The organism is Aliarcobacter vitoriensis, from assembly GCF_048320235.1.
Lineage (GTDB): Bacteria > Campylobacterota > Campylobacteria > Campylobacterales > Arcobacteraceae > Aliarcobacter > Aliarcobacter vitoriensis.
The window spans coordinates 663874-686898 of the sequence record NZ_CP182882.1; the positions used below are offsets into that span (position 1 = coordinate 663874).

A 23025-nucleotide genomic window follows, 5' to 3' on the forward strand; every position below is an offset into this window, starting at 1 on the left:
ATATTTTGTCCTAATTTTTATAAAGGATATTTATGAATGATTTAAAAAATAATTTAGAACAATTTGATGAAGGTCATCCAGTAAGAGTTTATCTTGAAGAGAATATTTTAATCAAAGAGCTTTTTAGCGAATTATTCAATATTAATCCAAAAGATGATTTTCAAAAATTTTACAATATTTTTAACCAAATTTGTGAAGTAGAAAAACATTTTGCTAGAAAAGAAAATCAACTTTTTCCATATCTTGAAAAATATGGTTGGACTGGACCATCTCAAGGTATGTGGTCATTTCACGATGATATAAGAGCATTAATAAAAGATGCAAGAGTAGCAGTTGAATCTAAAGATTTTGATAATATTGTAACAAAAAGTGTAAATGTTTATAATAGCTTATCACATCTAATTCAAGTAGAAGAAAATAGGTTATTACCAAATGCAATGCAACTTCTTAAAGAAGATGATTGGAAAGAGATGTATGAAGGTGATAAGGAAATTGGTTGGATGTTTGCTAATCCACCACAAAGATATCCAGCTCTTGAAGAAGAATATATTCACCCAAGTCAAGATACAAAAAAAAGAAAATTATCTTTTTCTCTTGAAGATAGAACTCATTTTGATGAAGGTTATCTGACTATGGAACAAGTAAATTTTATATTTAAGTTTCTACCAATTGATATAACTTATGTAGATGAAAATGATAAAGTTGTTTTTTATAATCGTGGAGATGAAAGAGTCTTCCCCAGAAGTGCAGGAATCATAGGAAGAGAAGTAAAATTTTGTCATCCACCTAAAAGTGTCGATCAAGTTTTAAAAATTCTTGAAGAGTTTAAAGCAGGAAGACAAGATATAGCTGATTTTTGGATAAATTTTAAAGGCAAATTTATACATATTAGGTATTTTGCAGTAAGAGATGAAAATAAAACCTATAAAGGAGTAATAGAAATGTCACAAGATGTTACTGAAATAAGAGCTCTAGAAGGGGAAAAAAGACTTTTAGATTGGAATTAATCATTGATTTTATTTATGTCTTTTTTATCCTTGTTCATAAGATTCGTTTTTCCACATCTAGGACAAGGATTTCCAGGATTTGAGTAACAAGAATAACAAAACATTGTAGTACAAGATTCACAGGTAAGCTTACAATGTTTACATACATAAGTTTTTGCTCTTTTAATTTTTTTATCTTTGTTTTTAAACAACCAAGCAAACATAATTATCCTTAAAAATAAAATAAGTATATTTGATATTCTTTTTATAAACAATGATTTATATCAAAGATTTTTGTTTAAAAATATAAAATTATGAATTTAAAGAGTAAAGAAGTTTAGCTAAAATCTTTTTCAAATCATCTTTTTCTTTATTTGTCAAAATACTAAAAGATTTTTCTAACATACAGGCTTTATTATCCATAATTTCAGTTATAAGTTCTACACCATTTTGTGTTAAACAAACCAATTTTTTTCTTTTATCATTGGAAATATACTCTCTTTTTATAAGTTTTCTTTCCTCAAGTTTTTTCAAAACCTTTGTCATACCACCAGAAGAAAATATTAAACCATCATATAAATCTGTAGGTGATAAAGTATAATCTTCTCCATTAAAAAATAAAGAAGCTAAAACATCAATATCAGTATGAAGCAAATCATAATTTGTCTTTAAAAACTGTTCTGAAGCTACAGTTAAATCCTTATTTATTAAAAAGAGTGGTAGAGACAAAGAAAATATCTCGCACTTTTGATCACTCTTAACCCTATCATAAAAACTATCTATATATTGTTTATCCATGAGATAATTATATCAAAACAGACATTAAAATATCTTTCTAGCAAGATACTTTTAAGAATAATATAGATAAAATCTTGCTTTATTTAAAAGGAGTTATTTTTGAAAAAGATATATTTTACTTTTTTAGTACCACTTTTTTTATATAGTCAAAGCTTAGAAGACATAGTAAATTTGTCTATTGAAAATAGATTAATTGAAGCTTCAAAACAAAATCTTGAAGCACTAAAATCTGATTATAAAAGTGTAAAAAGTGGCTATTTACCAAAATTTGATGTTGGTGCTAGTTATTCAATAAATGAACATGAATCACCAAATGTTCCAAAAAAAGGAACAAATGCTTATGCAAGTGCAAATTATGTCCTATATGATGGTGGAAAAAAATATGATATTTATGATAGTTATGAAAGCAGTATTAAAAGTGGTGAGAAATCACTAGATGCACTAAAAAATGATATTTCATTGACAGTTATAAACTACTATTTCAGCTACCAATCATTAATAGCAAGAAAAGATGCAAAATTAAAAGAAATTGAGCAACTTGAAGCACAAAAAGATAGACTTAGCAGATTTTATAATGCTGGAACTACAACAGAAGATGAACTACAAAAAATCATATCAAGACTACAAAATTCAATAGTTGAATTACAAGAAGTTGAATTAAATATTGTTACAATTTTACATAATCTTGAATATATAACTGGTACTCAAATAAATTTAGAAGATGGTTCAAGTATCAAAAATATTGAAGATTTAAAAACAAATAATCAAAGATTTGATATTCAAGCTTTAGAGTTTGATACTCAAACAAAATTAAGTAATGCCGATGCTCAAAAAAGTGGTTATTTACCAACTCTTACTTTAGATAATACTTTTAACTATTATGATAGAGATTATAGCAACAAAAATAACGATACAAATAGTCCTGATCATCAAAATGTTGCAAGTGCAAATTTAAAATGGAATATTTTTTCATTTGGAGAAACAAAATATAAACATGAATCTAAGCATAAAGAGTATTTAGCTAGTAAATCAAACTTTGAATATGAAAAAAACAAAGCAGAGGTTGATTTACAACTTGCACTTAGAGCTTATGATATAGCACAAACAAAGATTAAATCAAGTGAAGCGACTTTAAAAGCTGCACAAAGTGCTTATGATGTTATAAAATCAAAATATGAAAATGGTTTAATAGATAATGTTGCATTTTTAGAAAGTTTAAGTGAAAAATATGATGCAATAAGTCAACACAAAAGAGCTTTAAATGATTTAGAGATTAGTAAAGCAACAATAATTTACCATAGTGGTGAAAAATTACAGGAGTATATAAGATGATAAGAAAATCATTAGTTTCAATATCTTTCCTATTATTAGGATTTAACAGTTTAATGGCAAATGAAGCTCCAGCTTTACCAGTAAATACTTTTACGGTAAAAACAGAGAACAACACTACAAGTAAAACTTACCCTACTATTTTAAAGGCTTTCGAGCAAGTAAATGTGATGGCAAGAGTTTCTGGAACATTAAAAGAAAAATATTTTAATGAAGGAGATTTTGTAAAAAAAGGAACTCTTTTATATAAAATTGAACCTGATATTTATCAAGCAAACTTAAATGTAAAAAAAGCAAATTTTACAAAAGCAAAAAAAGATTTTGAAAGAGCAAAAGTATTAATTGCTTCAAAAGCAATAAGCCCACAATCTTTTGATGATTACACTTTCCAATATGAAAGTGCAAAAGCAGCACTTGATGAAGCACAAATAAATTTAGATTATACAAAAGTTATTGCTCCAATAGATGGGATTGTAGGTCTTAAAAATCATGATATTGGAGATTTAGTTGGTTCAACTGCAAGTAATTCTCTTCTTGTGACTATTACAAATACAAATCCAATTCATGCAGAATTTTCTTTACCAAAAGATGATATGAATAAATATTTATCTCAAATAAAAGAAAATCAAATAAAAGTTAGCCTTGAAGTAAATGGTAAAATTTATGATAATGGTAAAATAGATTTTATTGCTCCAACTATTGATACAGCAACAGATACGCTACTTTTAAGAGCAAAATTTGACAATGCAGAAAATGAATTAATAGTTGGAAACTTTACAAAAGTTAAAATTTCGAATCTTTCATTAGGAGATGTTTTTATAGTTCCTGAAAATGCTGTATTAAAAACTGCACAAGCTAGTATTGTTTTTGTAGTTGATGAAAATAATATTGCAAAACCAAGACCTGTAGTAACAGGAGATTTAGTAGCAAATGGAATGGTTGTAAAAGGTGGTTTAAAACCAGATGAGAAAATTGTAATATCTAACATCGCAAAACTTAGACCAGATACAAAAGTTCAAATTGTGAATGAAGAGAAATAATTATGATTTCAGCATTTTTTATTAGAAACCCTGTTTTCGCAGGTGTTTTAAGTATTATCATATTTTTAGTTGGACTTATTTCTATGGTCAATCTTCCGATTGAACAATATCCAAGAGTTCTTCCTCCACAAATTATTGTAAGTACATCTTATCCAGGGGCTAGTGCTGATACTATTGCTAAAAATGTTGCGGCACCACTTGAAGAGCAAATAAATGGTGCAAAAGATATGCTTTATATGAACTCACTAGCAGAAGATAGTGGAAGATTAAGTATAAATGTTTTCTTTGAAGTTGGAACAGACCCAGATAGTGCAAAAATTGACGTAAACAATAGAGTTCAAGCAGCACTAGCAAAAATGCCTGAACAAGTACAAAGACAAGGTGTTGTTGTAGGGGAAAGAAGTCCTAGTATTTTACAATTTATTATGCTTCAATCTCCAAATAACACTTTTGATAGTATATATTTATCAAACTATGCTTTACTAAACTTAGTTGAAACTCTAAAAAGAGTTAAAGGAGTTGGAGATGCTATGATTTTTGGTGGTAAAGATTATTCAATTAGAATTTGGATTGACCCATCAAAATTATCTCAATATTCTTTAGCAACAACTGATGTAATTTCTGCAATAAAAGAGCAAAATAATCAATATGCAGCTGGAAAAGTTGCGGCTGAACCAATTGCAAATAAGCAGATGTACACATACACAATCCAAACTCCAAGTAGATTTGAAAATCCAACACAATTTGGAGATATTGTAATTAGAGCAAATGAAGATGGAAGTAGCTTAAAAGTAAAAGATATTGCAACAATAGAACTTGGAGCTGCTGATTATAGTGTTGTAACAAGATTAAATGATGCACCTTCTACTCCTATTGGTATATTTTTACAAAGTGGAGCAAACTCACTTGAAACTGCCGAAGCTATAAAAAAAGCATTAGAAGATGCTAGTAAAATTTTTCCAGAAGATATGACATATTCTATACCTTATGATAGTACAGATTTTATTACTGCATCTATTGATGAAGTTGTTAAAACTTTTGTTGAAGCTTTAATTTTAGTTATTTTAATTATTTTCTTATTCTTACAAAGCTGGAGAGCAACTATTATTCCACTTATTGCTGTTCCTGTATCAATTATTGGTGCATTTGCAGGAATGTATGCTCTAGGATTTAGTATCAACTTGCTTACTCTATTTGGACTTGTTCTTGCCATTGGTATTGTTGTTGATGATGCCATTATTGTTATTGAAAATATTGAAAGACATATGGAAGAAGGTAAAACTCCTAAAGAAGCTGCATTTATAGCTATGAGAGAAGTAACAGGAGCTTTAATTGCTATTATATTAGTTTTAACTGCTGTGTTTGTTCCTGTTGCTTTTATGGGTGGATTAAGTGGAGAGATGTATAGACAGTTTGCCATAACTATTGTTATTTCCGTTATAATATCTGGTTTCGTTGCTTTAACTTTGACACCGTCTCTTTGCGTAAAAATATTAAAAAATAAAAAACATGAACCAAAAGGCTTTTTTAAATGGTTTAATACTATGTTTAATAAAGCAACTGAAGGTTATTCATTTTTAGTTAAAAAGAGTATTAGATTTGCATTAATCTCTGTTTTATTATATGTAGGTTTACTATTTGTATCTTTTGATATGTTTAAATCTATGAAAACTGGACTTATTCCAGATGAAGATCAAGGAACAATTTTTGTATTTGGATTCAATCCTCCTGGTTATTCATTATCAAAATCTTTAGAACTTAGTGAAGAAACAAATAAAATAATAATGGCCGATGAAAATGTAAGAGATGTTATAACTCTTGCAGGATATGACTTTACAACATCAGCACAAAGAAGCCATACTGTTGCAACTATTATTAAACTTAATGATTGGAGCAAACGTCCAAATCCTGAACAAGATGCTATGAATTTATTAAAAAAATTTAGCCAACAACTTATGGGAACAAGTGAAGGTTTCTCTGTTGCGGTTGTACCACCACCGATTATGGGTATGAGTGTTACTGGTGGATTTGATATGTATGTTCAAGATAGAACAGGTGGGACTATTGAAGATTTAGGAAATATCGTAAATGAAATTGTAGAAAAAGCAAATGCTAGACCTGAACTTATGGGAGTTAGAACAGCACTTGCAGCTAACATTCCTCAATTTAAAATAGATATTGATATAGAAAAAGTAAAATCAAAAGGTGTAAATTTAAATGATATTTATAGCACTATAAATGCTACTTTTGGAAGTTTTTATGTAAATGATTTTTCTTTACAGGGAAGAACTTATAGAGTAAATGTTCAAGCAATTGATGAATATAGAAATAATATAGAAGATTTGCAAAATGTTTTTGTAAGATCAAATAATGGTGAACTTTTACCTATAAACTCTTTCATAACTTATAAAAAAATTGTTGGTGCAGATATAGTTGAAAGATTTAACTTATTCCAATCGGCAAAAGTTTCAGGACAACCAGCACAAGGATATAGTTCTGGAGATTCTTTAAGAGCTATTGAAGAAGTTGCAAACGAAGTACTACCTGAAGGTTATACTATTGCATGGACAGGAACAGCTTATCAAGAAAAACAAATTGGTGGAAGTTCAGCACAAGCGTTTATATTTGGTATCATTTTCTTATTCCTAATACTTTGTGCACTATATGAAAAATGGTTATTACCTCTTTCAGTTGTTTTAGCCGTACCATTTGCAATATTTGGAGCTATCTTAGCCACAAATTTAAGAGGTTTAGATAATAATATATATTTCCAAATTGGACTTTTAGTTCTTGCTGGACTTGCTGCTAAAAATGCTATTCTTATAGTAGAGTTTGCTTTACAAAAAAGAAAAGAAGGGTATAACTTAATAGATGCTGCCATAGAAGCAGCAAAAGTAAGGCTTAGACCTATTATTATGACTTCTTTAGCATTTACAGTTGGAGTTTTACCTCTTGCAATTAGTAGTGGAGCTGGAGCTGCAAGTAAACACTCTATTGGTACGGGGGTTGTAGGTGGTATGCTTACAGCCACATTTATAGCAATTTTATTTATACCACTATTTTATGTACTTGTATCAAGAATTAGTAGAGAAAAAGAAGGTTCAATAGCTGAAGATTTAAAACGAGAAGAGGAAGAAAATAATAGTGAAAAATAGGTCATAAATTGGCCTATTTTTCATATTTAAAGGATAGATAATAGATATTTTTTCTAATATAAGAGATAGCTTTTTAAATCTTAGTTATTTTGAACTCATTGCAGTTTTTTTATCTATTCTTTATCTTCTTTTAGCAATTAGACAAAATATTTGGTGTTGGATTTGCGCTTTTTTTAGTACACTAATTTATACTATTTTATTTTTTGACTCATCTTTATTTATGTCTTCACTGTTAAATGCTTACTATTTAATTATGTCATTTTATGGATTTTATATTTGGAAATATGGAAATAAAGAAAATAATAAAGTTCTAAAAATATCATCTTTATCAGTAAAAACTAATTTTAAAATAATTATTTCATTATCCTTATTTTCATTTATTATTGGGTATTTGATGAAAAATTATACAAATGCATCTTTTGCATATCTTGATAGTTTTATAACTATTTTTGCTTTAGCAACAACATTTATGATGACAAGAAAAATTTTAGAGAATTGGATTTATTGGATTTTTATTGATAGTGCTTCAATATATTTATATTTTCAAAAAGAGTTTTATTTTACATCAGTTCTGTTTTTGATATATACCATCTTAGCAATTTTTGCTTTTATTACTTGGAAAAAAGAGATAAAATATGAATATTGAAAATATAAAAAACCTAAAGATATTTGATAATAGTAATATCTCTATGAAGCTTCTAAAATCACAAGGTTTTAACAATATAAGTTATCTTATAACAACTAAAACTAAAAAATATGTTTTAAGAGTTTTTAAATCAAATAAAAGTGTAAATATAGGTAGGAAATTTGAGTATAAAATACAAAAAATAGCAAATAAACTTAATATCTCTCCAAAACCTATTTTTTTTAATAAAAATTTTATGATATATGAGTATTTAGAAGGTGTACATAAAGATAATCTATCAAAAAATGATTTAGAAAATCTTGCTTTAACCATAAAAAAACTTCATTCAATAAAAGTAAAAACAAAACCTTATAATCTAAAAAAAGATTTCAAAAAATATAAAAATTTATTTGAAGATAAAGAAAATATACTTACTTTAAATAAATTAAAGAATTCTTTGAAAAAGCTAAAGAAACATAAAAATCATTTTGTTTTATCACATTTTGATTTAAATCCAAAAAATATTTTATTTTCAGAAAATAGTATTAAAATAATAGATTGGGAATATGCTGGAACAACTGATAGTTTTTTTGATTTAGCTTCAATTTGTATTGAATTTAAACTAAGTAAAAAAGAAGAAAGGTTTCTACTAAAAAATTATTTTAAACCAATAAACTTATCAAAAAACAGACTTATTAAATATAATAAAAAATTAAAAATCTTTAAAAATATATATAAAAGTTTATGCTTTTTATGGTTTAGTTCTCAAATTTAATACTTATATTTAATAATTTTTATTCTCAAATATTAATTTAATTTTAATATGCTTTTAAATATAATCTCAAATTATTTTTTATTTACACAAACTTTATATAGGGAATTTTATGCTTTCAAATAGGAAACCTACTATTTTAATTGTAGATGATATGACTACAAATATTTTATTATTATCTGATATATTAAAAGATGACTATAGCCTAAAAATCGCAAAAAGTGGGCAAAAATGTTTAGAAATACTTTATAACCAAGATAATATAGATTTAGTATTACTTGATATTGAAATGCCAGATATAAATGGTTATGAAGTTTGTAAACAACTAAAACAAGCCGATAAAACAAAAGATATTCCTATTATTTTTGTAACTGCAAAAAGTAGTGAAGAAGATGAAGAATATGGTTTAAATATTGGAGCAATAGACTATATTACGAAACCTTACAGTAAAGTTATAATAAAAACTAGAATAAAAAATCAAATTAAGTTAAGAGAAAAGACTCTTATGCTAGAAAAATTATCTATGTATGATGGTTTAACAAATATTAAAAATCGAAGGTTTTTTGATGAAATATTTGAAAAAACATACAATGATGTAAAAAGAGAGAAATCAAATCTTGCAATTATGATGATAGATATTGACTTTTTTAAACCATACAATGATAATTATGGACATGGAAAAGGTGATGAAACTTTAAAAAGAGTTGCTCTTACTTTACAGAAAACTTTGCATCGACCAAATGATTTAGTTGCTAGATATGGAGGAGAAGAGTTTGTAGTATTAATCAAAGATATAGATGAAGATGGATTAAATAATATTGCAAATAATATTTTAAAAGCTATAAAAGAGCTAAATATTGAACACAAATTCTCTAGTATTGAATCTTTTTTAACTATAAGTATTGGAATATGTTTTTTCAACTCAAATAATAATTTAACAAAAACAGAAATTTTACTAAGAGCAGATGAAACACTATATAATGTAAAACATAGTGGAAAGAATAATTTTCTAATAACTAAGATATAGTCTTTTGTTCCATATTCCATAATATTACTTTATTGTATTGACACCAACTTTATAACAATCTTTCATAAATATTAAGTGTCATTAAGGGAAAGCCTAAAAGCTTTCCCACTCATCATCTTTAGTATTCTCTTTTACAACTTCTACTTTTGATTTTATATTTGATGTTGTTTTTATAGTTTTTTCTTTTGAAGTATCTTCTATTTTTCTATTTACTTTATTACTCTCTAGATTTTTACTCTTTACTTCATTTTTACCTACAAACTCTTTAGCATTTGCATCTTCTACTATTAATTTAGCTATCTCATCTGCTCCCAATGCTATCTCATTTGTTTGACTTGCTACCATTGCATTTTGTTGTGTTTGTCTATCTAGTTCATTTACTGCATCATTTATTTGTTCTATTCCTGATAGTTGCTCTTTACTTGACATCTCTATATCTGATATTAGGTTTATTGTTTGTGAGATACTCTCATTCAACTCTTTATATCCTTCTATCATTGTCGAAGCTATATTTTTACCTTCATTTGCTTTTAATGTTGCAAGTTCAACTATATCTTTTATCTCTTTAGCTGCTTCTGCACTTCTTGAAGCTAAATTTCTTACTTCTTGAGCTACAACAGCAAATCCTTTTCCTGCTTCACCTGCAGTTGCTGCTTCTACTGCTGCATTTAAAGATAATATATTTGTTTGGAACGCTATATTATCTATTACACTTATTGCATCATTTACAAGATTTACTTGTGTATTTATTTCATCCATTGCTATTGTTGTTTTATTTGCCAACACTTCACCATCTTTTGCGCTAGAAGTTACATTAGAAGATATTTTTGACATTTGTGCGATACTATTTGTATTATTTCTTATATTAGAAGTTATCTCTTCTAGTGCTGCTGCTGTTTCTTCTAAAGAAGCTGCTGCTTCATTTGAACTTAGGTTTAGTTTATCTACATTTTCAAGTAGTAATCGTGAACTATTCTCTAAAGTTAATCCATTTGACTTATTCTCTTTTAGCATATCATTTATAATTGTTGAAAGGTTATTTATACCAACTGCTACTTTTCCATTATCATTTTCTATTTTTACTCTAAAGTCTAATTTACTGAAGCTATCTAATACTTCTATTATTTTATTAATATCTACACAGATATTATTCATTGTATTTTCTAGCATTTCATTAAAGTTATTCTTTAATTCTTCTAATCCTTCATTTGCTGTTATTTTTTCTATTCTTTTATTTAATTTTCCTGCTTTTACTTCTTCTACTACTCTTTTTACATCATTTATCAATGCTTCATCTTGCACTATTAAATTTTGTGTCTTTTTTATGTTCTCATTGATTACTTTTGCCATTGTTCCAAATTCATCTTGGCTATCTATTTTTATCTCTGTTGTACTTTTTGATTCTTTATTTAAAAATGCAAAAAATCCCAACAATCCATTTGATATTATTGTTAAGTTCTTACTCAACGTTCGCATATTCAATATTATGATTAAACCAATAATTACTATAATAGCTGCTGCAAAAACAATACTAAAATTCCTATTTTCGTAAGCAGCTTTTAAATATATATTTTCTGGTACAGACCCCATCATAAGCCAGTAAACTCCTGTATTACCAAATTCAAATGGATATGTAACAAAATAAGAATTCATACCTGTTGCTCTAGCAATAGAATAAAATTCATAAGGTTTACCCTCTTTTTGATTTGCAATAGCTTGAAGTCTATCCTTATCTCCATTTGCTAAAGTAGAAAAAGACTTTCCTATTCTAGCTTTATCATTATGTGCAACTATAATATCGTGATTCTCAATCAAATTAAAATATCCAGCATCAAGAATTTTTAATTTAGAAATCTCTTTATCTATGTCATCAGTAATAATATCAACTCCAGCAATTCCAATAACTTTATTATTTATAATAATAGGTTTTGAAACAGTTACCATTAGTAAATTTGTAGTACTATCATTGTATGGCATTGAAACCGAAACTATTTTATTTTCATAAGCTGATTTTATATATGGTGCATTTTTATCAAAATTAGGTAGATGTGCAACATCAAGATTATTTTTACCTCTATACACAAAAGGTGCAAAAAGACCATTTGGAGTGTAATAATTTTGTGTACTATCTGCACTTTTTGCACTAAATAAATTATATGAATCATCTTCAAAACTTATCCAAGAAGCAAATAATAAGTCATTCGCTTTTAAAATATCTTTTTGAAACTCTACCATTCCACTTTTTGTGATAAGTTCATCATTTTCAATAGCAACACGAACTTTTGATTCTAAAGCATCAACAGATGCAATAGACAAATTTAACTTGCTTTTGATATCTTCACCCCATCGTTCAACATCTTTTTTTACATAAGCTTTTGCTTGTTCTTCAATAGCGTTATAAGTTACATTACTTGTAATTGAGATCATTAGCCCTAACGTCAAAATAACAGTCCCCAACAAAATTATCAGTAATTTTGTACCAAAATTTAGGCTCTTCATCTTTTTTTGCTCCCTTGTTTAATTAAGGTGGAGATTATATTATCTATTACTAGCAAATAAGTAGCATATATAAACTATTTAACAAGAGTTTTTTTGCTACAATTCCAAAATGATTTTAGAAGAAAAATTAAAAGAATTACCAAATGATGCTGGAGTTTATCAATATTTTGATAAAGAAGGACATCTACTATACATTGGAAAAGCAAAAGTTTTAAAAAATAGAGTTAAATCTTACTTCAAATTTACTCCAAAACTATTACCCGCAGATAAATTAAGTCCAAGAATATATAAAATGATTAGTGAAGTTGAAAATTTAGAGTGGATAGTTGTACCAAATGAACACGATGCTTTAATTCTTGAAAATTCTCTAATAAAACAATTAAAACCAAAATATAATATCTTACTTCGAGATGATAAAACTTATCCATATATTTTTATAGATTACAATGATGATTTTCCAAGACTTGAAATAACAAGAAAAATACAAAAAGGGAAAAATATAAAATATTTTGGTCCTTACTCAAGTGGTGCTAGAGATATGTTAGATAGTATCTATGAAATAGTTCCATTAGTTCAAAAAAAAGCCTGTATCAAAGGTAAAAAAGCCTGTTTATTTCACCAAATAGCCAAATGCCTTGCTCCTTGTGAAGATAAAATCTCAAAAAATGAGTATAAAAAAATAGTTGAAAATGCTTTAGAGTATATATACAATAAGACAAAACTCATCTCTAAACTAAAAGAAAAAATGAAAATTTATTCAGATGATTTTCGTTTTGAAGATGCAATGAATTTAAGAGATAGAATAAAAACTATTGAAAAATCACAAATAAAAACTGGTATTGATTTAGCTACAAATGAAGATATTGATATTTTTTCTATCAACGCAAACAGTAAAAAAGCAGTTATTGTAAGAATGTTTTTAAGAGATGGAAAACTTGCTTCCTCAAATTATGATTTTATAAAAGTAAATGATGATTTAGAATTTGATTTTGATGAAGCATATAAAAGAGCTATTGTAAACTATTATGACAATGAAATACCAATTTTACCAAAAGAGATTTTGATTGCACAAGAACTTCAAGATATTGAAGATATTGAAGATTTTTTATTTAAAAGATTTAATAAAAAAATCAAAATTGTAAATCCAAAAAAAGATAAGAAAAAAGAAATCATAAACATTGCACTAAATAATTGTGATGAACTATTAAGAATAGAAAATTCTAAAAATCAAACAACAATTTATGAAGAACTAAAAGAGTTATTCAATCTTAAAACTTTACCATATCTTATCGAAAGTTTTGATAACTCTCATCTTATGGGACAAGCAACAGTTGGAGCTATGATTGTTTGGAATGAAGAATTAAATAATTTTGATAAAAAAGCTTTTAGACACTACAATCTTGAATCAAAAGATGAATATTCACAAATGAGAGAAATGCTAATAAGAAGGGTTGAAAGTTTTGAGAAAAATCCAGCTCCTGATTTATGGATAATTGATGGTGGAGAAACTCTACTAAAATTGGCTTATGATATAGTTCAAAGTGTAGGAGTAAATCTTGATATTATAGCTATTGCAAAAGAAAAAATAGATGCAAAAGCACATAGAGCAAAAGGTGGAGCAAAAGATATAATTCACTATAAAAATTCCAATGGTGAATTTAAAAGTTTTAATTTACTTCCCAGTGATAAAAGACTACAATTCGTCCAAAGACAAAGGGATGAAGCTCATAGATTTGTAATCAATTTTCATAAAAAACAAAAAAGAACTCAAGATAAACAAATATCATTACTTCAAATAAAAGGTATTGGTGAAGCAAAAATCAAAAAGCTTCTTTTATTTTTTGGTGAATTTGAAAAAATAAGAAATGCTTCATATGAAGAGTTAAAAAATGTGTTAAATGAAAAAGATGCACAAACAATAATTGAATATTTTAAAGATTTTAAGGAATAAATTTTGGCAAAAATATTATTAAATAAAAACAATCTATTTGATAACTTAGATGTTATTTCAAAAAAAGCTGGTTCAAAGCAAAAAGTTGCAGTTGTATTAAAAGATAATGCTTATGGGCATGGATTAGTAGAAATTGGAACTTTGGCAAAAGAGTTTGGAATAAAAAAAGCAGTAGTTAGAACAATAGATGATGCTATAAAAATTGAAAAATTATTTGATTATATTTTAATATTGGCAGAAAAATCTTTTCACACTTATTCACATAATTTTCACATAGCTTTAAACTCTCTTGAAGATATTGATAAACTTCCACAAAATAGTAATATTCATATCAAAGTAGATACAGGAATGCATAGAAATGGAATATCAATTGATGAATTAGAAAAGGCTTTTTTAGGGCTTTCTAAAAAAAATATCAATATTACTGGAGTATTTACACACCATAAAGCAGCTGATGAATTAACAACAGATTTTTTCTGGCAAAAAGAAAATTTTTCTCTTGTGAAAAATAGTGTAAAAAATATATGTGAAAAACTTTTATTACCAATTCCAGCCTTTCATTCTTGTAATTCAGCAGCTTTATTTAGAACTGAAAATTTTGATGAAGACTTTACAAGAGTTGGTACAGCAATATATGGATATTTAGATAATGCTGGAGTTTTTGAATTTCCAAAATTAAAACCAGTGATGTCACTTTGGGCAAGTAAGCTATCCACTAGAATTTTAAAAAAAGGACAAAGTATAGGTTATACAGGAACTTTTACTGCACCTAAAGATATGAGAGTTTCAACTTATGACGTTGGGTATGGAGATGGATTTTTAAGACTAAATGAAAGAAAACTTTATACAACACCAAAAGGATATAAAGTTTTAGGAAGAGTTTCTATGGATAACCTATCTTTAGATACAAATGATGAAGAAGTTTGTATTTTTGATGATGTAAGAAAATTAGCAAAAGTACACGACACAATCACTTATGAAATAACAACAACTCTCAATCCAAATATAGAAAAAGAGATAATCTAATCTCTTTTCTATTAAAGCACATTATTACTATCAAATTTCTACTTTAAATAAAGTTTTATTATAATTACGGTAAAAAAGATTTAACCATACATAATAATAAGGATTATAAATGGATTTTATAAAAAAATCAGTTATTGCAAAAGTAATCTCTGTATCAATTATATCTATTCTTATTTCAATGAGTATATTAACCTTTTTAGTAGTAAATAACACATTTGAAATAATGAAAAAAAACAATGAAGATACAGTACACAAAGAAATTAATTTATTAGTTGAAAACATCAATACTTTTAACAAAGTAGCTAAATCTGGTGCAGATACAATCGGTGACATATTTATAGATATGCTATCAGATATAAAAATAGATAAAACTCAAAATATTAAAATTGGAGATTTACAAACACCTATTTTATCAATAGATGGTAAAACTCTAAACCTTAATTTTGATATTGTTGATAAATTCACACAAATGACAAAAGGCTCAGTAGCTACTATTTTTGTAAGAAAAGATGATGACTTCATCAGGATTTCAACAAGTTTAAAAAAGGAAGATGGGAATAGAGCTATTGGTACAAAATTAGATGTAAATCACCCTGGATATACAAAAGTACTACAAGGTGAAACATATTTGGGAAAAGCTATTTTGTTTGGAAAAAGTTATATGACAAAATATATTCCAATAAAACAAGATGGTGAAATTATTGCAATCGCATTTATTGGGTTTGACATAGAAAACAATTTAAAAGAGTTAAACCAAACGATAAGTGATAAAAAAATAGGAAAAACTGGTTATTACTATATTATAAACTCAAATGAACAAGATAAAGATTATGGTAATTTCATAGCTCATCCAACATTGAAAAACAAAAATGGTTTAGAACTAAAAGATAAAAATGGAATTTTTATAGTAAAAGAGATATTAAAAAATAAAAATGGAACCCTGACATATATTTGGGAAAATCATGAAAAATTTGTAGTATTTGAAAATTTTGAGGAGTGGAATTGGCTTTTAATAGGTGGTGTTAATTCTGATGAAATTTTTGAAGATGCAAATAATATTATGTTCTTAATTATAGCTTTATCAGTTATAACAGTTATTATAATATCGTTGTCAATATTTATAACTATGAGTATATCTTTAAGATCACTCAAAAAAATAAAATATGGATTAGTCTCTTTCTTTCAATACCTAAATAGAGAAATAGCTCATGTTGAAAAAATAGCCATTGACTCAGAAGATGAATTTGGAGTTATAGCAAAACAGGTAAATGAGAATATTGAGAAAATAGAAAAAAGTATAGATGAAGATAGAAAATTAATAGATGAAACAATAGCTGTTTTAGGAGAATTTGAGCAAGGTGATTTATGCCAAAGATTAAATATAGAAGTTTCAAATCCAGCTTTAATGCAACTAAAAAATGTACTTAATAATATGGCAGATAATCTTGAAACAAATATAGACAATGTTTTACATATTTTAGAAGAATATGCTCACTATAACTACTTAAATAAAATATCAACAAAAAATTTAAAGGAACATTTGTTAAAACTTTCAAATGGTGTAAATACTTTGGGAGATTCTATAACTGAAATGTTAGTTGAAAATAAATCTATGGGATTACAACTTGGTAAGAGTTCGAATATACTTCTTTCAAATGTTAATAAATTAAACATTAGTTCAAATGAAGCAGCAGCATCTTTAGAACAAACAGCGGCATCTTTAGAACAAATTACATCAAATATTAGAAATAACACTCAAAATGTTCAAAAAATGACTCAACTATCGAAAGAATTATCTACTTCAGCAAATCAAGGTGAGAATCTAGCAAACCAAACAATGAATGCCATGGAAGATATAAATAATCAAGTAAATTTAATAAATGAAGCTATTGCTGTAATAGATAATATAGCATTCCAAACAAATATTCTATCACTTAATGCAGCAGTAGAAGCAGCAACAGCAGGTGAAGCAGGAAAAGGATTTGCAGTAGTTGCTGGGGAAGTAAGAAATCTTGCAAATAGAAGTGCTCAAGCTGCTCGTGAGATAAAAGATATTGTTGAAAATGCAACTTCAAAAGCTAATCAAGGAAAAGATATAGCTTCTAATATGATTGAAGGATATAAAAAATTAAATACAAATATCTCAAATTCTACTAAATTAATATACGATATTGAAAACTCTTCAAGAGAGCAACTTCTTGGTATTGAACAAATAAATAATGCAGTAAATCAACTAGATACTCAAACTCAACAAAATGCAATAGTTGCCTCTCAAACACATGATGTTGCCATATCTACTGATGATATAGCTAAAATGGTAGTAAATAATACAGATGAAAAAGAGTTTATTGGTAAAGATAAAAATTAGGGTTTCCCCTAATTTTAAATAGCAAAATTTAAGATTTTTTCTAAATCACCATTTGAAATCTCCTCTTGAAAAGATAGATTTTCAATAATTTCAGAAATATTTTTCTTATCTAAATTAAACTGATTTAATCTTGTAGGAGTTCCTATTTTATTAAACCAATTTTCTAAAGCTTCTATTCCTTCTATTGCACTATTTTTTCCAAAAACTTCTTTTGCAAATCTAGTAAATTGAGCTTCATTTTCTTTATAATACCACTTTGCCCAAGCAGGTATCACAACACTAAGCCCTGCTCCATGTGGGACATTATAAAGTGCAGATAAAGAGTGTTCTATTAAATGATTTGGAAATGAAAAAGATGATAATCCAACAGTAGTTGTACCATTTAAAGCATTTGTAGCAGCCCAAGCGAAATCTCCTCTTGCTTCATAATCATCTGGATTTTTTATTAAAATCTCTGTTGTTTCAATAACTGTTTTTATGATAGATTCTACAACTCTACTCATATATGTTGGATGTTTTTTTGCTGTAAAATAACCTTCTATACAGTGAGCTATGATATCTGTTGCTGAATAAACTAAATAATCTTTTGAAACACTTTTTTGAAGTTCAGGATTTATAACAGAAACTTTTGGATAAATAAATGGTGACCAAATAGAATCTTTTCTCTTATTTTTTTCATTTGTAATAACGGCATAACCATTCATCTCACTTCCAGTTGCAGCAAGAGTTATAATATCAAAAATTGGCAAGGCTTTTTCTATATCTTTTTTTCTTCCAAAAAAGTCCCAAACATCACCATCATATAAAGTTCCAACAGCTATTGCTTTTGAGCTATCCAATACAGAACCTCCTCCAACACTTAAAATTCCTTCAACTTTTTGTTCTTTTGCAACTTTTATAGCATTATGTACTGTTGATAAAATAGGATTACTGATAACTCCACCAAACTCTACAAACTCAATATTGTTCTCTGTTAAACTATGTGTTACACTATCAAAAAGTCCATCTTTTTTTATTCTTTGGCTTCCATAAACTAATAAAACTTTTTTTATTCCATTTTGACCTATATATTTTCCAATATTTTTCTCTTTATCTTTTCCAAATTCTATTTTTGTTGGATTATAAAAACTAAAATTTTCCATAATTTACTCCTTTTTTAAAATTTTATCTACTTTATTCTTTATATAGCAAATTCAAAGAAGCTTATATAAAATATAATTTTGTATAATAAAAACTTTATAAAAAGGAAAATATTATGAAATACAATTTTGATAAAATATGTGAAAGAAAAAATACAAACTGCTACAAATGGGATACTACAAAAGATGGTGTTATACCTATGTGGGTTGCAGATATGGATTTTGAAGTTGCTAATAAAATCATTGAAAATATCATAAAAAAAGCAAATCACGGAATTTTTGGATATACAATGATTCCAGATGATTACTACAAAGCTGAAATAAATTGGTGGAAAAAAAGATACAATTTTGATATAAAAAAAGAGTATATCTTACCAACAACTGGGGTAATACCAAGTTTAAGTTCTATCATTCAAACTTTTTGCGAGAAAGGAGACAAGGTTTTAATCCAATCTCCTGTTTATCACTACTTTAATATCTCTATAAAGAATAATGATTGTGAAGTTGTAACAAATAATTTAATCTATGAAAACAACTCTTATAAAATAGATTTTGAAGATTTTGAAAACAAAGTTAAAGATGAAAAGGTAAAACTTTTTATTTTGTGCAATCCACACAATCCAGCAAGTAGAGTTTGGACAAAAGAAGAGTTACAAAAGATGGGAGAACTTTGTATAAAACACAATGTTTTGGTAATAAGTGATGAAATTCATAGAGATTTAGTATTTAAAAATTATAAATTCACTCCTTATGCTTCTGTTTGTGAAGAGTTTTTAAAAACTTCTATTACTTGCACAAGTGCCACAAAAACTTTTAATCTTGCTGGACTTAAAGCTTCAAATATTATTGTAGAAAACAAAGATTTAAGAGTAAAATTAAGTAAAACTTTAAATAAAAATGAGATTTCAAGCCTAAATATATTTGGAATTGAATCAACTTTAAGTGCTTATGAATTTTGTGAAGATTGGCTAGATGAACTTTTAGTATATCTTGAAAAAAATAAGGATTTTTTGCTTGAGTTTATTGAAAAAAATATATCAGATTTAAAAGTTGTAGAAACCCAAGCTACATATCTTTTATGGATTGATATAAGTAAATTAAATATTAAATCTGTGGAATTTACAAAAAAACTTGAAGATATAGGTAAAGTAAGAGTTATTTCTGGTGCCACTTTTGGAGAAAATGGAGATAATTTTATAAGAATAAATATAGCTTGTCCTCTTGAAGTTTTAAAAGAGGCTTTAGATAGATTAAAAATTACTGTAAATTCGATAAAAGATAATATATGATAAGAAAATCAAATAAGAATGATATTGAACAAATTATGGAAATATGGCTTGAAGTAAATATACAAACTCATAATTTTATACCAATAAATTATTGGAAAAACCAATATGATAATGTTAAAAAAGTTCTACCACAAGCCGATATATATGTTTATGTGAAAAATAATAAAATAGTTGGTTTTGTAGGTACTATTGAAAATTATATTGCTGGTATTTTTGTATCTTCTTCTTTTCAATCCAAAGGAATTGGTAGAAAATTACTAAACCATATAAAAGAACTTAAAAAAGAATTATCTCTAAATGTTTATAGAAAAAATATGTCTGCAATAAAATTCTATCAAAAAGAAAGTTTTATAATAGATTCTATAAGTATTGATGAAGATACAAAAGAAGAACAATTTTATATGTTATGGAAATAGTTATTATTAAATTTTTATATTATATATCTCTATTTTGCATAAAGAATAATATAGTATAATAGATATCCTTATGATATTTAAAAGGTCCAATTTATGATATTTAAAAATTTAATTAAAATATTAAAAGATATAAGAATTTTTGTATAAAATATGAATTTAACAAAAGAACAAGAATTAATCATAAATAGTAAAGAACTATCTTTTAAGATAAATGCTGTTGCAGGAAGTGGGAAAACCACAACCCTACTTCTTTATGCAAAAAAAAATCCAAATTTAAAAATTTTATATCTTGCATACAATAAATCTTTGCAAGTTTCACTTCAAGATAAACTAAAAGATTTTCAACTTCCAAATTTGAGTATTAGCACTATTCATTCATTAGCCTACAATAAAATAGGTGCATACAACTACAATTTAACAAGTGATTTGAAAACTTATGTTTTAGAAAAACTAGTTATAAAATATGAATTAGAAACAAATCAAAAAAGCTACTATCCATCTATGGAATATTTGAGTTTATTAAAAGATTTGGTAAATTTTTACTGTAATTGTGCACTTATTCAAATAGATATAAAACTTTTGGAAAACTATAAAAAACAATCTGATTTAAGTGCAAAAATCTTAGAAATATTAAATAAAAACGAAAAAAAAATATTAAACCATATAAAAATAGTTTTGAGTGCTATGAAAAATAGACAAATTGACGCGATTCACGACTTTTATTTAAAAATGTTTTATTTAAACAAAAAAGCATCTACAAACTTGCCTTATGATTTGATATTAATCGATGAAGCACAAGACATAAGCGATGTTATGATAGCAATAGTTGAAAACCAAAATTGTAGAAGAGTTTATGTAGGAGATAGTTTTCAACAAATTTATAGCTTTAGATATGCAACGAATGCTTTAAATAAAATAGATTTACCAAGCTTTTATCTAACAAAAAGTTTTAGATTCTCAAACTCTTATGCAAAAGCTTTACAAAATCTATTAAACCATCTTTATTCTATAAATGAAACAAAGAAATTGAATCTAAATGGATTGGATAGTTCAACAAAAATAGGCAAAGAGTTTATAGATATTTCCAAACCTTTTTGTGTAATAGCAAGAACAACTTTTGGACTTATTCAAGAACTTGTAAAACATATTCATAGCAAAAAAAAGATATATTTTGAGGGTGGTTATAACTCATACTCTTTTATGAATCAAACTGTTTATTCTATTTTTTATTTAAAACAAAGAAAAAACGATAAAATCACAATAGATGAGATAAAAGATTTTGAAACAATCAATGAACTTGAGAGTTTTGCCAAAGATACAAAAAATCAAGATTATCTGAATATTATCAAGTTTATAAATACTTATGGAGATAATATTTTTGAAATAAATAAAAAGATAAAAGTATTGCTAGTTAACAATAAAGAAGAAGCTGATATCATATTTACAACAACACATAAAGCAAAGGGTTTGGAGTACGAACAAGTTTTGATGGTAGATGATTTTATAACAAAAAAAGATATTCTAAATAAGAAAAATCCTTTAAGTTTTCAAAGAATAAATGAAGAGTTAAATATCTATTATGTTGCAGCAACAAGAGTAAAAAATGCCATAGAATTGGCTGATTTAAACATAAATTACAGTGAAAGTGAGAACTGATGAAAAAATATATTTTGGTAAGCTTTGTTTTTTTTATAGCTTTTTTTATTTTTTTTGAAAAATCAAAAGAAAATACAAATCAAACTATGAGTTTTTACTCTTGGGAAAATAGTTATAAAGAAAAAATAGAAACTGAAAAAATGTATATAAAAGTTTTAGATATAAAATACTCAACAAAACTAGAGATTATAAAAACAAATTTTATAGAAAATCCACCAAAAGAGTTTATACCAGTAATATTTATCACAAATAAAACTTTGCAAAAAGTTGATTACAAAGATTTAAGCAAAGATATTTTAGAAATTCTAAAAACTTTTGATTTTAGTTTTGATGAGATACAAATTGATTGTGATTGGAGTGATAGCTCAAGAAGTAATTTCTTTTTATTTTTAGAAGAACTAAAAAGTAATTTAAATAAAACTATAAGTGCAACAATAAGACTTCATCAAATCAAGTATTTTTCAAGAACTGGAGTTCCTCCAGTTGATTATGGGGTTTTAATGTACTACAATATGTCTAATTTGGGTGATTTTGAAACAAAAAACTATGTTTTAGATAATGACATAGCAAAAAAATATCACTACAATTTTGATATTTATCCACTTAAATTAAAACTTGCTCTTCCACTTTACTCTCAAGCTGTGCAATTTAGAGATAAAAAAGCTATAAATTTATTTGAAGCAGTTGATCAAGAAGATTTTAGTATTAACTTTGAGAAAATAGATGAAAATAGATATAAAGTATTAAATAGTCATTATTTCAAAGGAAAATATATTTATAAAGATGATATTTTAAGATTTGAAAGTGTAAATGAAGATGATTTAAAAATTGCATTAAATGATTTTCTAAATCTAACAAAAAATAGATTTGATGAGATAATTTTTTATACATATAAATATAAAAAAAGATATAATCTCGAAAAATTACTCAATATTCAATAAGGATTTAA

Annotated in this window: 18 protein-coding genes; 14 read left to right on the forward strand and 4 right to left on the reverse strand. The window is 26.2% G+C overall.

Features of this window, described 5'->3' with window-relative positions:
* Window positions 1-32: 32 nt before the first annotated feature.
* Window positions 33-1007: a DUF438 domain-containing protein gene (locus tag ACNSOS_RS03330; protein WP_418185929.1), complete on the forward strand. Its 975-nt coding sequence runs from the start codon at window positions 33-35 to the stop codon at window positions 1005-1007.
* Here ACNSOS_RS03330 and ACNSOS_RS03335 read toward each other — a convergent pair.
* A complete protein-coding gene (locus tag ACNSOS_RS03335; protein WP_113910284.1) occupies window positions 1004-1210 on the reverse strand; it encodes a hypothetical protein in 207 nt (68 codons plus the stop codon). The two genes, ACNSOS_RS03330 and ACNSOS_RS03335, sit on opposite strands and share 4 nt — an antisense overlap.
* Window positions 1211-1298: 88 nt before the next feature.
* Entirely contained in the window at window positions 1299-1784 is a 486-nt protein-coding gene (locus ACNSOS_RS03340; protein WP_418185930.1) for a MarR family winged helix-turn-helix transcriptional regulator, read from the reverse strand.
* Between the two features lie 99 nt (window positions 1785-1883).
* Between ACNSOS_RS03340 and ACNSOS_RS03345 the strand changes: the two genes are divergently transcribed.
* From ACNSOS_RS03345 to ACNSOS_RS03370, 6 genes are all read left to right on the forward strand, one after another.
* The gene (locus tag ACNSOS_RS03345; protein WP_418185931.1) at window positions 1884-3116 is read left to right on the forward strand and encodes a TolC family protein; all 1233 of its coding nucleotides are present in this window, start codon (window positions 1884-1886) and stop codon (window positions 3114-3116) included.
* Window positions 3113-4153, forward strand: a complete 1041-nt coding sequence (locus ACNSOS_RS03350) for an efflux RND transporter periplasmic adaptor subunit (RefSeq protein ID WP_418185932.1) — start codon at window positions 3113-3115, stop codon at window positions 4151-4153. The genes ACNSOS_RS03345 and ACNSOS_RS03350 overlap by 4 nt, the downstream gene beginning before the upstream one ends.
* Window positions 4154-4155: 2 nt before the next feature.
* Window positions 4156-7308: an efflux RND transporter permease subunit gene (locus ACNSOS_RS03355; protein WP_113895369.1), complete on the forward strand. Its 3153-nt coding sequence runs from the start codon at window positions 4156-4158 to the stop codon at window positions 7306-7308.
* Window positions 7309-7444: 136 nt separating this feature from the next.
* Window positions 7445-7954 carry a nicotinamide riboside transporter PnuC gene (pnuC, locus tag ACNSOS_RS03360; protein ID WP_418186306.1) on the forward strand — a complete coding sequence of 170 codons (510 nt, stop codon included), beginning with the start codon at window positions 7445-7447 and terminating at the stop codon, window positions 7952-7954.
* The gene (locus tag ACNSOS_RS03365; protein WP_418185933.1) at window positions 7944-8708 is read left to right on the forward strand and encodes a phosphotransferase; all 765 of its coding nucleotides are present in this window, start codon (window positions 7944-7946) and stop codon (window positions 8706-8708) included. The genes pnuC and ACNSOS_RS03365 overlap by 11 nt, the downstream gene beginning before the upstream one ends.
* A gap of 109 nt (window positions 8709-8817) precedes the next feature.
* Window positions 8818-9732: a diguanylate cyclase domain-containing protein gene (locus ACNSOS_RS03370; RefSeq protein WP_418185934.1), complete on the forward strand. Its 915-nt coding sequence runs from the start codon at window positions 8818-8820 to the stop codon at window positions 9730-9732.
* 93 nt (window positions 9733-9825) lie between these two features.
* On the opposite strand, the gene ACNSOS_RS03375 is transcribed toward ACNSOS_RS03370, so the two are convergent.
* Window positions 9826-12159 (reverse strand): methyl-accepting chemotaxis protein, encoded by a 2334-nt coding sequence (locus ACNSOS_RS03375; protein WP_418185935.1) that lies wholly within the window; start codon window positions 12157-12159, stop codon window positions 9826-9828.
* Window positions 12160-12340: 181 nt separating this feature from the next.
* Between ACNSOS_RS03375 and uvrC the strand changes: the two genes are divergently transcribed.
* From uvrC to ACNSOS_RS03390, 3 genes are all read left to right on the forward strand, one after another.
* Window positions 12341-14182 carry an excinuclease ABC subunit UvrC gene (gene uvrC / locus ACNSOS_RS03380; protein WP_418185936.1) on the forward strand — a complete coding sequence of 614 codons (1842 nt, stop codon included), beginning with the start codon at window positions 12341-12343 and terminating at the stop codon, window positions 14180-14182.
* Window positions 14183-14185: 3 nt separating this feature from the next.
* Window positions 14186-15208, forward strand: a complete 1023-nt coding sequence (locus ACNSOS_RS03385) for an alanine racemase (protein ID WP_418185937.1) — start codon at window positions 14186-14188, stop codon at window positions 15206-15208.
* Window positions 15209-15317: 109 nt separating this feature from the next.
* On the forward strand, window positions 15318-17576 hold the full coding sequence (locus ACNSOS_RS03390) for a methyl-accepting chemotaxis protein (protein ID WP_418185938.1): 2259 nt from the start codon (window positions 15318-15320) through the stop codon (window positions 17574-17576).
* Between the two features lie 14 nt (window positions 17577-17590).
* On the opposite strand, the gene ACNSOS_RS03395 is transcribed toward ACNSOS_RS03390, so the two are convergent.
* Window positions 17591-18718, reverse strand: coding sequence for an iron-containing alcohol dehydrogenase (locus tag ACNSOS_RS03395; protein ID WP_418185939.1), 1128 nt, complete (start codon window positions 18716-18718; stop codon window positions 17591-17593).
* 113 nt (window positions 18719-18831) lie between these two features.
* Here ACNSOS_RS03395 and ACNSOS_RS03400 point away from each other — a divergent pair, with 113 nt between their 5' ends.
* The 4 genes from ACNSOS_RS03400 to ACNSOS_RS03415 all read left to right on the forward strand — a co-directional run bounded on the left by ACNSOS_RS03400 (window position 18832) and on the right by ACNSOS_RS03415 (window position 23017).
* A complete protein-coding gene (locus ACNSOS_RS03400) occupies window positions 18832-20004 on the forward strand; it encodes a MalY/PatB family protein (RefSeq protein WP_418185940.1) in 1173 nt (390 codons plus the stop codon).
* Window positions 20001-20420 carry a GNAT family N-acetyltransferase gene (locus ACNSOS_RS03405; RefSeq protein WP_418185941.1) on the forward strand — a complete coding sequence of 140 codons (420 nt, stop codon included), beginning with the start codon at window positions 20001-20003 and terminating at the stop codon, window positions 20418-20420. The genes ACNSOS_RS03400 and ACNSOS_RS03405 overlap by 4 nt, the downstream gene beginning before the upstream one ends.
* 150 nt (window positions 20421-20570) lie before the next feature.
* On the forward strand, window positions 20571-22076 hold the full coding sequence (locus ACNSOS_RS03410; RefSeq protein ID WP_418185942.1) for a UvrD-helicase domain-containing protein: 1506 nt from the start codon (window positions 20571-20573) through the stop codon (window positions 22074-22076).
* Entirely contained in the window at window positions 22076-23017 is a 942-nt protein-coding gene (locus ACNSOS_RS03415; protein ID WP_418185943.1) for a hypothetical protein, read from the forward strand. Before ACNSOS_RS03410 ends, ACNSOS_RS03415 begins: the two co-directional genes overlap by 1 nt.
* The last annotated feature ends 8 nt before the right edge of the window (window positions 23018-23025 follow it).